Origin of the sequence: Aporhodopirellula sallentina SM41 (assembly GCF_000346505.1) — a bacterium.
Classification (GTDB): Bacteria; Planctomycetota; Planctomycetia; order Pirellulales; family Pirellulaceae; genus Rhodopirellula; species Rhodopirellula sallentina.
Map to the genome: position 1 here is coordinate 1 of NZ_ANOH01000394.1, position 12,087 is coordinate 12,087.

A 12,087-nucleotide genomic window follows, 5' to 3' on the forward strand; every position below is an offset into this window, starting at 1 on the left:
TTTGTGGTGAGCCACGATCAAGAATGAGGGTTCAAGGCCGTAGCGAAAGTCGCCAAGACTTTCGGTGATTCACGAGCCCTCCCGAACCGAGGCTTTCACGCAGGACTAAAGAAGATGGACGTTTGCCATTACCCGAACATTGAGCCGCGGGTTGGGCAAGGCGTCGCATTTGCGTGCCGTGTTTCTTCGTTCACGAAGGTCGGAGGTTCACTCGGCTGTCGTATCCGATGTGATCAGTTCGTAGTGCTCTCGAATTTCGCTTTCGCTCAGAGCATGTCCGTAGATCGCCAGCTCATCCATGGCACCCAAGAACCGCCGACTGTCGCCTGCTTCGAGCAACTCGCCGACCCTGAACTGAAAGTCTCCGGGGCTGTTTAGATTCTTCGGCGGCAGAACAACCCGGCGTTGTCGCTGGCCGTTGATAAACAGTTCGATCGAATCGATGCTTCTCACCGCAACCACGTGATGCCACTGCCCGGGAACGCAGATACCAGGCGAGAAAACGTTCTTGCCGTGTTCGTATTCGATGTGCGGAGGGGTTCGGTGGAGCAATCGCACCGCGCCGGGTTCGTGAATCATGAAAGTGTCCGTAACGATCTCGACCACGTTAACGAACGTTCTCGAATCGACACGGCTAACGGGATAGGTCCCGATGCATGTCGAGTGTTGCAGGTCATCCGGCTTCATCCAAAATTCGATTGTGTATGGCTTCTCATTGAAACCTTCCAGCACGTCCGTGGACGTCAGGTATCGGCTGTCGTCGCCACGTTCAAATCGGACGATGCCGTTCTCAAACCGAATGTCTTCGCTTTCACCAGCGATGACGACCTCGGCGTTGAATCGGTTGCCCATCTCATTGCGGAGCGGATCGTCGCCGTCACCTTGAAAACGCCAATACAAAATCGGTTCCGCGGTCCGAATCGCCTGAGCGTATTGATCCGACAGGCTCAGCAACGTGTCGTCGTACGCTGAGATGATCGGCAGGTCCGTTCCGATGGACTCAACGGTTTGCAACTCCTCGCTGCGATGATCCACTCGGACACGGTTCGCCTCGACAACCCGTTGGCTCGACAAGGTGTTTCCGTCATCGCCTAGCAGCGACAGCTCGACTTCGCCGCTGAGAACTTCAATTTCCGAGACGCCCGACGGGCTAACGCGAACCCCAAACTCGGTTCCCAAATCAACGATCGCTGCATTAGGTGCGTTGATCATGAACCCATGGGCACGCGGTGGCACGTACGCGGTCGCGGCACCGGACACCAACGTCGCGGCGTCCTTGGATAGGATCTTTAGTTCGGCAGGACCTTCGAGCGCCACCACTGCCCCGCTCATGAATTCCAACTGCACGGTTCCGTCGGCTAGACGGAGGATGCCGGGAGACAGGCGATGCCCGACCGACACCCCGGTATCCCCCTGTTGTTCGGACCGGACAACAACAGCCGCCGCGAGAAACGCTTCCTGTTCGACGATCCCTCTCGTGTAGGACGAGGCAGGAGCGTTGTCCTCGCTGGCATCACCGGACTGAGCAAGTCCGTCGTTCGTAGTTGGAGTATCGATCGACGGTGTGTTTGTTGATAGAGCATTGGATGATACCGTATCTTCACCGCTGGGCTGTTCGGCGACGCGAGTTGGATGGGCCAACGGATTGCGTGAAGCCCTCCAAAGCCCAATCGACAAACCGACGATCAGCAACAACATGCAGGCGAGGACGAGTTGCCATCCCGCCTCGGCGGACGATGGTCGCGGCATCAGTCTGCGGATGCGAGATTCCGCACACGGCGATTCGGCCGACACGACCGGATCGACGCCTGCCTTAGGTGAACCGCCTGACTTCATCTGTGGCAGACGATCGCTGAGCTGATCGATCGCATCCTCATCGACCGCGCCCCATGCGTCTTTCAGTTCGGTGTTAAGTTGCAGGTAGCGGAGATAGTGGGCCTGCGCCTCTTCCGAACGCTGCAAGACCGAAGCGAGCTGCGCGTTCTCACTGTCGCTCAACTGCCCGTCGACTAAACGTGGCAGAAGAACGTTGAGGATTTCGAGATCGTCCTTATCAGATGGACGCGGATTCATCGTGTTGGCTCTGTAATGGTTTTGGATTCGATACAAGCGATCAGTTTTTCACGAATGCGGTGCAACATGATGCTGACCGCGTTGGCACTCTTGTCGAGTTCACCGGCAATCGATTTGACCGACAACGATTCGGCATAGCGTTGAACGATAAGCTTTCGTTGCTGCGGCATGAGTTGGACGAGGCAGTCCTGAAGTGCGGTTTCTCGACGGTCGCACACATCGTTGGGGAACATCTCCGAATCGAGACGATCGAGCGACGCCGCAAGATCCGCCGGGAAGACCAATCGGTCCCGCGATTGTCGTTTGCGAAACGCGAGAATTTGATATCGGGCAATCGCAAACGCCCAAGCTAAGAAGTCTGAATCTTGGTTGAATTTCTCGGCATCACGGCAAATAACCAAATTGACCTCCTGCAGCACCTCGTGGGCTTGATCGGGATTCCCCAACCGCTTGAGCAAGAACCCGAGCAAACGGGGCTGTGCCTCGGTCAGGCGCAACACCCATTCGGTGGTCAGCTGCAGCGTTTCTTTGTCGTTTTGAGAACTATTCATGGCATAAAAGAAATAGCGGGAGACCGAGGAATCTTTCCCGAAACCAAGCAAATAGGAAAAAAAGAACGATAATTGAACGAAAAGTGAAAGATCCGCGAAGGGTCCGCTATTTCCCTACCACGCCCGCTAACGGTAGGGCACCGCCTCTTGCCGATATCGGGCATTCTGTTTCGTTCTGTTTCTTTTCTCTCGCCATACGTTCATTGATCGATGCCTAATCAAGTATTGCCTAATCGAGTTCTTCTCTTCGTTGTTTGTGTCTGTGCGTTTTCTTCGTGCTGCGTTTCGGGATGTTCTGAGCCGCAGAACGAGGTCATTGAACAGACCTCAGTGGATTCCACAGCCCGCGAAGATTACGAAGCGGCAATGAACAGACCTGCCGAAGGCATCTAGTTGATTATTTGAGTTTTGTCTTGGGGTGGTGGATCTTGTTGGAGATCCTGGTGCAGAGGGATCTTTGACAAGATCCACTGTCACTACCGCCTGCGTCTGAGTTTCTTGTTCGCGATCGCGAACTCTCTTCTTTGTTCCAGTTTTTGAGTATTGGAGTCTTCTATGCAACATGCTTCTAAAAAACGAGCATTCACGCTCGTCGAATTGCTCGTGGTGATCGCGATCATCGGAGTGTTGGTCGGTCTTCTTTTGCCGGCTGTCCAAGCAGCCCGAGAAGCCGCACGTCGGATGAGCTGCAGTAATAATTTCAAGCAAATCGGCTTGGCGATTCACAACTATCACAGTGCTTACGACCAATTGCCGACGAACCACACCGGTACCGACCGCGCGTCCAACGGTGACGTCTCGGTCAACAGCAGCCGTCGTTTCCTCAGTTGGCTCGTGCCGATCCTGCCATTCGTCGAACAACAAGCGGTTTGGGAACATATCTCTAATCCGAGCCAGGAAACCACTCCTGGTACGACAATGTCGACCGCAACACTCAACGGAACGTGGCCCGCGATGGGACCTGTGCCGTGGGAATCGCGTTATGTTCCATGGGCGACCCAAATCGTTGCCTACCGCTGCCCGAGCGATCCGGCATCCCTCGACGGTGTTGCAACGGGGCGTTCAAACTACGCTGCATCACTCGGTGATACGATCGACTCGTGCTTCTACGGTGGACGCAACGAAGTTGGCGGTTATCAACAACCGTCGAACTACTCTCGCAGCAACGACGGCGATATGACTCTCCGAGCCCGAGCAGCGAACCGTGGATTCTTCTGGAGTCGGCATAAAGTCGCGTTCCGCGATTGTCTCGACGGATTGTCGAACACGATCGCCGCCGGTGAGATTTGCACGTCGTTGGGTGCACGCGAAACCCGCGCCGATTGGGTACGAAACATCTCGTTCCAAGGCGACGGCAGTTGGGACGGTGCGGGCGAGCCGATTCGTTGCAAGCAAGGTGGGCATATCGATCCCGCAAGACCGCAGTTCTATGTATCCGGAGCAAGTGTCGAAACGAACCCGCTGAATTCGCGTGGTTGCCGCTGGGCGGACGGACGATTGGTGTATACCGCCGTCCAAACGATCCTGCCACCCAACAGCGCCAACTGCTCGCGCAGTGGCAGCGATGCCAACGACTACTTCATCTCCTCGGTCGGCAGTCGCCACCAAGGTGGAGCGCACGTGTTGATGGGTGACGGGGCGGTGAAGTTCATCACCGACAGCATCGAAACGGGCGATTTGACCGATAACGCGGTCGTTGCTTCCTTCAGCGGACACACGTCCAACCCGAACCTTGCCGGCGCTCAGAGCCCGTATGGTTTGTGGGGAGCACTCGGAACACGTGCGGCGAAAGAAGTAATCGACGAAGAGTTCTAGTACTTTCGTTTCCTTCTAGTACGTTCGTGGTACTGTCTACGTGCAACGCTCGGTGCCGTCCATTCAGGCGACACCGAGTGTTTGCGTTAGTAGAGGTCGCCAACTTTCCGAAAACGCCACAACTAACGAAACTCAAACGCGAACCACGAGTCTCGATGATTGAACAACTTCCGTTCAACGGGAGAATTGCTCCTTACTCACAACGGTGTCAACGATTCGCCGTCTTCTTCACCTCGTTATCTGACATGTTCTCCATGACGCGTCTACTCGACGAACTTCACAACGAGATTCGATCACCGAGGGGCAACTCCCCCGGCGTAACCGTTCCGATGCCTCGCAAAGATCACCTGCAGACTCTATATGCCATTCTTTCATTCGTGGTGGCGTTTCATTCGGTCTCCGTTCGCGTCGCAGCCAGCGAGCCTAGCGAGACGTCTGAATTGCCGCAGGTGGTCGACTTTAATGATCATGTTCGCCCGATTCTGAACGCACACTGCGTGTCCTGCCACGGCGGTGTCAAGCAAGCAGGCGACGTGTCGTTCGTCTACAAAGAGCAAGTGCTCCCGCCGGACGGATGGATCGTCGAACCCGGCGATCCAGAAAGCTCGATCCTGATCGAGAGGGTGATGGAGTCGGATCCGGATATGCGGATGCCGCCCCCGGATCACGGCCCCGCGCTTTCCACCGGCGAAATTGCGATCCTGAGTCGTTGGATCGAACAGGGGGCGATATGGGACGCTAGTCACTGGTCCTATGCGGCGCCCAAACCTCGCGAAGTTCCGGTCGTGGAGAATGATGAGTGGTCCACGTCTGCGGTGGATCGATTCGTGCTCGCTCGGATGCGAGATCATGGATTGACGCCTTCACAAGACGCCTCGCCAGATCGATGGTTGCGACGCGTTTGTCTCGATCTGACGGGTTTGCCTCCGACGCTGGAGTTGCGGGAAGACTTCCTGAACCGGTATCAAGTCGATGGGGAAACGGCCCGTCGTGAACTCGTTGAGATGCTGCTTGATTCACCCGCCTTCGGTGAACGCTGGGCGAGCGTTTGGCTCGACCAGATTCGCTATTCCGATTCAAAGGGCTTGGGGCTCGACGGACCGCGATCCATCTGGAAATATCGCGACTGGGTAATCGATTCGCTCAATAACGATCTGCCTTACGATCAGTTTACGATCAAGCAAATTGCCGGGGACTTGTTGCCTGAACCGAGCACGGAAGACCTGATCGCAACGGCAGCACATCGCCTAACTCAAACCAACGAAGAAGGCGGGACTGATGATGAAGAGTTCCGCGTTGCCGCCGTCTTGGACCGCGTCAGCACAACCTGGCAAACATGGATGGGTGTCACCTTTGGCTGCGTCCAATGCCACAGTCACCCGTACGACCCGTTTCGGCACGAAGAGTTCTATCAGTTCGCGGCGTTCTTCAATAACACCGCTGACTCGGATCTGGGCGAAGATTGGCCGAACCTGGACGCACCGATCGAGAAGTCGGACTACGAGGAGGCCGCCCGGATCGACCGAAAGATCGCTGAACTGAAGGCAGAGATCTTCGAAACCGAGTTCGCCGAACTCACCCGAGCCAATCGATGGTCGCCGGTTCGCGACATGACCGCGAAAACCAACAAAGCGACCAAGGTCGATGTCGAGCAAGTCGACGATCACGAAGAGTTCTTCACGATCGATACGGTCACCAAAAACACAGACATCACGTTGGAGGCGTCACTGCCGGAATCGATGGAGCGTTTGACTGGGGTTCGTCTGACCGCCAAACCGCTCGACCCGGAAACCGCGGTAGCGGACTCCGAATGGGGATTCGTGCTCGCATCCTTCGACGCTGAATTGATTCGTGAAGGTGAGAACAAACCACGCCGGCTCACCTTCAAACGCGCCATCAGCGATGATCCCGATCCGATCTACGATCCCCAGTCGACGCTGAACGCGAAATCATCGAACGGTTTCAGTGCGTACACCCGCATCCACTATCCGAGACAAGCGGCCTTCGTGTTGGAGGATCCCGTGGAAGTTCCGCCGAACTCCCGCCTTCGCGTCACGTTGAGACATCGCAAGTCCGCGTTAGGAGCATTTGCGTTGGTCACTCGACGGGGACATTTGGCGGTCACCGACGACGAAAGCCTCTACCCGCGACTGCATGACGATCGCATCCGCAAACTGCGCGATGAACTGAGTGCGGCGAAGAAGTCACGATCGAAAATCCGCAGCGTTCGGGTTCCGATCATGCGTGAACGGCCGACTCACTTGAAACGCCCGACGCATCTCTTTGAGCGAGGTCTGTTTTTGACCAAGGGCGAGAAGGTGATGCCTGGAACTCCCGCTTCCTTGCACCCACTTTCGACAACCGACAGGTCCGCTGATGGAGAACTCGCCTCCGAAGACGAGTCGGACGACCAGGCATCTCCACCCCGTTTGGATTTGGCGATGTGGTTGGTCAGCAACGAAAATCCGCTGACCGCCCGCGTTGCCGTCAATCGCGTTTGGGCGAGGTTGTTCGGTACCGGCATCGTTGCGAGCGAAGAAGACTTTGGTTCTTCCGGCGAACTACCCACGCACCCCGATCTGCTCGACTACCTCGCGTTGCGATTCCAACGCGACTTTGGATGGAGCATGAAGTCGTTGATCCGCGAACTCGTGCTGTCACGCACCTACGCGCAGTCAGCGACGTTGACCGAAGATCGCCTGCAACGCGATCCCGAGAATCGTTGGCTCGCCCGAGGGCCTCGCCATCGCTTGCCGTCCGAAGTGGTTCGCGACCAAGCACTCGCGGTATCGGGCCTGCTCAGCGACAAGATGCACGGACCGCCTGTGCGTCCACCCATTCCAAACGGTGTTTGGAAACCATTCTATGGCGGCGATAAGTGGAACACACCCAAACCTGGCAACCAGGATCGCTACCGTCGATCGATTTACACTTACATGAAACGCAGCATTCCCTATCCGATGTTTGCCGCGTTTGATGCCCCGTCACGTGAGTTCTGTTCGCCTCGTCGTCTGCGTTCCAACACGCCTCTTCAGGCGTTGATGATGCTCAACGATGAAACGTTCGTGGAGTGCGCCGAGGCGCTCGCGAAACGTATGCGGGAACACAGCGACAAAACACGGCAACAATTGCGGTACGGTTTTCTACTGACAACGTGCCGGGAGCCGTCCGACCAGGATATCGACGATCTTCACGAATTGTTGAAATCGACTGCCGAGGAATCGGACGAGTCGGCGGATGTCGACGCCGGCCTTCGCATGGTCGCAGGCGTGTTATTGAATCTAGACGAAGTCGTGATGAAATAGGCAATGAATATGAATAACCAGAAACTCGACACCGAACTGAGGTTCGCGTCACTTCAAGAGCAAACGCGGCGGCATTTCCTGCAAGGCTGTACGACCGGAATGGGTGCGTTGTGGTTGGCGATGCAGGGGCAAGCCAACGCAACCCCGTCGCGAACGTACCAGCCCGCGCACGAACTGCAAAATCCGCTGAGTGCGTTGCCCGCGCCTTTGCCGGCCAAAGCAAAACGGGTGATCTTTCTGCACATGATCGGCGCCCCTAGCCAGCTCGAATTGTTCGACTACAAACCGGACCTGCAGAAGTTGGATGGGAAGGATTGCCCGCAATCCTTCCTCGAAGGCAAGCGTTTCGCGTTTATCCAGGGAACACCCAAAATGCTGGGCCCTCAATACCCGTTTGCGAAGCACGGCGAGAGTGGAACGTGGGTATCGGACCGGTTGCCGCATCTGGCCAAGCACGTCGATGACCTGTGTATCATCAAGACGATGCAGACCGATCAATTCAATCACGGTCCGGCGCAACTGATGGTTCACACCGGTCAGGCGCGAATGGGGTATCCCTCGATCGGATCGTGGACGACGTGGGGACTCGGTACCGAGAACGAAAACCTGCCTGGTTTCATCGTGCTGCTCTCCGGCGGACGGCAACCGCGGGTCGGCAAGGCTCTGTGGTCGGGCGGGTTCTTGCCGTCGGTGTATCAAGGGGTTCAGTGTCGATCGCAGGGTGATCCGGTTCTGGATATTTCAAACCCAACGGGCGTCACTCGAGACCGCCGCCGAGCGATGCTGGACACGCTCAACAACATCAACCGTCGCAACTATGAAACCTTCGGTGATCCGGAAACGCTAACGCGAATCGCACAGTACGAAATGGCATTTCGGATGCAAGCGGCGGTTCCGGACGCGATGGATATCCGCGACGAACCCGCACACGTGCATGAGGCATACGGCACTCAGCCAGGCAAAGAATCGTTTGCGAACAACTGTTTGCTCGCTCGACGGTTGGCCGAACGCGATGTCCGCTTCATCCAGCTCTTCGATTGGGGCTGGGACTCGCATGGTGCCGACAAGGGCGAAGCCCTCAACGCGGGCTTCAAGAACAAATGCGAACAGATCGACCGACCGATCTCGGCTCTCCTGGCGGATCTCAAACAACGCGGCATGCTCGACGACACACTCGTCGTCTGGAGCGGTGAGTTTGGGCGAACTCCCATGCGGGAAAATCGAGGGGGCGGCGAAATGAGATTTATAGGCCGCGATCACAATCCGGGCGCGTTCACAATGTGGATGGCTGGCGGCGGAGTCAAATCGGGATTCACGTATGGCGAAACCGACGACGTGGGCTATTCCGCCGCGATCAATCCTGTCCACCTGCGCGACTTCCACGCCACGATGCTGCATCTGCTCGGTTTCGATCACGAACGATTGAGCTATCCGTTCCAGGGTCTCAATCAGAAGCTAACCGGAGTGCAACCGGCCCGCGTGATCAAAGATGTGTTGGCGTGATCGGTACATGCGGCTTGTTCCGTCAGGCTCGGTTCGCTCGTCCAGGCGATCCGGGCCGCGTCCGTTAGGCATATTGTCTTCGAGCACTCAATCTTCCGGCGAGCTATCGACGCGATATCGCTGACGCTCGGCCGCGTACTGTTGCTCGTCGGGCAACGATTCCGTTTCGGGCGATTCCGACTCGAGCAATCGAGTTAGAAACGGCCGACACCAGCCACATCCGGTTCCCGCGCCATAGCATTCCGACAACTGGCTGGCACGTTTCGGGCGGTGAACTCGGATGTACTGCAATACCTTCCGCCGAGTGACGTGGAAGCAAAGGCATAGATCGTCGTCATCTTGCATGCGTGTTTTCTCGATGATGAATCCGCAACCCAATTCGGTTCGCCACGGCTACTGTTTCGCGGCTAGAGTATTTTAAAGGTTGACGTGTCCGGTCCCTCCAGCTGGATTCGCCAGAATTCAGACTACCGAGGACGGACGACATCGGCTGGGGGTGCGTCAAAGCCTAGTACTTCATGTCAACTTGATTTTCGGGTAGTGGTCGACGCGACGAGTCCTTGATGCACTAGTCACGCAAGGTGATTCCTTGCGTCATCCACTACGATTCCCCCCGAAAGCCACGCTGCAGTGGAATACTAGTCTTCGAGTAGCGAAACTCGCCAACGGGCTGTTGATCTATTCGTTTAACGGGCAGCCAAAGGCGACCTACTTGCCACTGCGCGTCTCCTACGGCTACCGGTTGAACGAAAACAGGTTGACTCTTGATTAAATCGACAAGCCGCCAAGAGTTTCGGGAGGGCTCGCGAATCATCGAAAGTTTTAGCGACTTTCGCTACGCCCTTGGCCCCTCATTCTTGATCGTGACGCACCAGTAGAGCATTTTCAACAACGGTTCAGCGATCGGTCCTCTAGCCCGCGATCGGAACCAGTTGGCTGAGGATGATTGTTGTCACGAGGCCGCCGATCGATAATGTTGCCAACAGGGGCGTCCACGTCCTCAGAGCCTCGCTCTCGGTCAGACCGCCCATTTTTGCGAACACCCAAAAACCGCTGTCGTTCATCCAGCTCCCCATCAACGATCCGCTGCCGACGGCGGTCGCTACATAAACCATGTTGAACGGAGGAGCCTCGCCTCCCATGATCGCAGCAATCATTCCAGCCCCCACGATCATCGCCACCGTGCTGCTGCCTTGGGCAACCTTCAGCACTGCCGCAACCACCCAGGCGAGCAGCAGAATCGCGATTCCCGATGCACTTTGCCCGCGGAACGCCTGTTGAATCGTTTCGCCGATCCCGGTTTGGCTCAGCATCGCGCCGAACGCACCGCCCGCGGCCGTGATGAGGATGATGACGCCGCCGCCCATCAACGATTCCTCCACGTCGATGTTGAGTTCCCGCCAGGTCAACGATCGCACGATCTTCAGCGTCAACATTGCCGCGAGTGCCGCGAGCAACAGTGCAAAGTTCGGATTGCTCCACAGCCCCAATGAATTGGCCGTTTTTCGCATCGGGCTGTCCCAGCGCTGTGCCGCGATCAGTTCCGGGTACGCGGCATCGAGCAACGCACGATTCATTCGGCGGCGGTCAACCGGTTTCATACGAACTTGATCGGCCTTCATGAGTTGAGCCGTGATCTCCGGCATCGCAACGTCCGCGAACGCCTCCTGGCTGTAATAATCCGGATCGAGCAACGCTTCGTTGATCGCCGCCACGACGGCTTGCTCTTCGGAATCGTTTGTCGCTGGCGTGGTAATTCGTTGACGTTGTTTGTCGCTTAACAATTCGCTCGCTAACAAACGACCGGCGGGTGACTTCTCCGTCGCCGCCGCGAATCGTTCGGCCAATAAATCGAAATCCTCGATGTCTGTCGTCAGAACCGCTGCACGATCTTCTCGGTCGGCCAACGTGGTCGCCAACGTCCCCGCCCCGATCAGAACGACGGGCAGCAGGACGGGCAACAGCGATACGAACAGCCCCGGCAATTTCGATTCATCGAGCGGTTTGTGTTTGTCGTCATTCGCACCGAGAGGTCGCATCGGGATCGGCGTCTTTTTGTCCGAGTAGATTGAGAACAGCAGTCCGATCATCGCTGACGGGACCGCGACAATCGCACCGACGATCATCATCATTCCGATATCCACGTTCAAAATGGCCGCGACCAACAGCGGACCGGGCGTCGGAGGCACCAACGTGTGCGTGATGCATCCGCCCGTCGCGATCGCCATGAGGTAACGCAAGTAATTTTTGTTGGTCCGGCGATAAAGACTACGTGCCAACGGCACCAACAGGTAAAACACCGTGTCAAAGAACACGGGCACGGCGAGGATAAACCCGCTGATCATCAAACCGAGCGACGCCTTCTTCTCACCCGTTGCGTCAACCGCGGTTCGAACGATCCGATCGGCCGCGCCGCTATCGAGCATGCACTTGCCGATGATCGCCGCCATCGCGATGACGATCCCGACACCGGCGGCGGCACTTCCGAACGACGAAACAACGGCCCCCATTCGTTCGCCCATGCTCGCGTCGGAGTCAAACCCGACCAGAACGCTGACGAGAATCGCAGAGATGATCAACGCTAAGAAAGCGTTCAGTTTCAAACCGATGATCAGTGTCAGCACCGAGACGATGCCGACAATAACAAACACCGCCGGCATCCAGTCGACCAGCGCCCCGGTTGATGCGGTCGGGTCGTCGAGTTCCGACTGAGTAGACGTTTGCCCCAACACCGATCCGCTGGCTGCAAGTCTATGGAACGAGTGGTCGATAGAGTTCGGCACACCGGCCAAAGCGGGTGATGGCGACCACAACGCATACATACCCAAAAAAGCAAAACA

At 56.7% G+C, this 12,087-nt stretch carries 7 protein-coding genes; 3 read left to right on the forward strand and 4 right to left on the reverse strand.

Annotation, left to right across the window (positions count from 1 at the left end):
• Positions 1-207 precede the first annotated feature (207 nt).
• Both RSSM_RS25330 and RSSM_RS25335 read right to left on the reverse strand, forming a co-directional pair.
• Entirely contained in the window at positions 208-2,073 is a 1,866-nt protein-coding gene (locus RSSM_RS25330; RefSeq protein ID WP_008686591.1) for a LamG-like jellyroll fold domain-containing protein, read from the reverse strand.
• Positions 2,070-2,624 (reverse strand): sigma-70 family RNA polymerase sigma factor, encoded by a 555-nt coding sequence (locus tag RSSM_RS25335; RefSeq protein ID WP_008686592.1) that lies wholly within the window; start codon positions 2,622-2,624, stop codon positions 2,070-2,072. Before RSSM_RS25335 ends, RSSM_RS25330 begins: the two co-directional genes overlap by 4 nt.
• 555 nt (positions 2,625-3,179) lie before the next feature.
• On the opposite strand from RSSM_RS25335, the gene RSSM_RS25340 reads away from it, so the two are divergent.
• The 3 genes from RSSM_RS25340 (at position 3,180) to RSSM_RS25350 (ending at position 9,247) form a co-directional block, all read left to right on the forward strand.
• Complete coding sequence (locus RSSM_RS25340) at positions 3,180-4,439, forward strand: DUF1559 domain-containing protein (RefSeq protein ID WP_008686594.1); 1,260 nt, start codon at positions 3,180-3,182, stop codon at positions 4,437-4,439.
• Between the two features lie 155 nt (positions 4,440-4,594).
• Positions 4,595-7,744, forward strand: a complete 3,150-nt coding sequence (locus tag RSSM_RS25345) for a PSD1 and planctomycete cytochrome C domain-containing protein (RefSeq protein WP_236621380.1) — start codon at positions 4,595-4,597, stop codon at positions 7,742-7,744.
• A 9-nt stretch (positions 7,745-7,753) separates the two neighbouring features.
• The gene (locus tag RSSM_RS25350) at positions 7,754-9,247 is read left to right on the forward strand and encodes a DUF1501 domain-containing protein (protein WP_008686597.1); all 1,494 of its coding nucleotides are present in this window, start codon (positions 7,754-7,756) and stop codon (positions 9,245-9,247) included.
• Between the two features lie 87 nt (positions 9,248-9,334).
• Here RSSM_RS25350 and RSSM_RS25355 read toward each other — a convergent pair whose 3' ends face one another.
• Positions 9,335-9,592 (reverse strand): (2Fe-2S)-binding protein, encoded by a 258-nt coding sequence (locus tag RSSM_RS25355; RefSeq protein WP_044303637.1) that lies wholly within the window; start codon positions 9,590-9,592, stop codon positions 9,335-9,337.
• 566 nt (positions 9,593-10,158) lie between these two features.
• Positions 10,159-11,979, reverse strand: a complete 1,821-nt coding sequence (locus RSSM_RS25360; protein ID WP_008686599.1) for a GntP family permease — start codon at positions 11,977-11,979, stop codon at positions 10,159-10,161.
• Positions 11,980-12,087: the final 108 nt, after the last annotated feature.

Coding starts and splice junctions, on each gene's coding strand:
- RSSM_RS25335 (WP_008686592.1), bottom strand. CDS start 2,624: ATGAATAGTTCTCAAAACGACAAAGAAACGCTGCAGCTGACCACCGAA.
- RSSM_RS25350 (WP_008686597.1), top strand. CDS start 7,754: ATGAATAACCAGAAACTCGACACCGAACTGAGGTTCGCGTCACTTCAA.
- RSSM_RS25330 (WP_008686591.1), bottom strand. CDS start 2,073: ATGAATCCGCGTCCATCTGATAAGGACGATCTCGAAATCCTCAACGTT.
- RSSM_RS25345 (WP_236621380.1), top strand. CDS start 4,595: ATGATTGAACAACTTCCGTTCAACGGGAGAATTGCTCCTTACTCACAA.
- RSSM_RS25355 (WP_044303637.1), bottom strand. CDS start 9,592: ATGCAAGATGACGACGATCTATGCCTTTGCTTCCACGTCACTCGGCGG.
- RSSM_RS25340 (WP_008686594.1), top strand. CDS start 3,180: ATGCAACATGCTTCTAAAAAACGAGCATTCACGCTCGTCGAATTGCTC.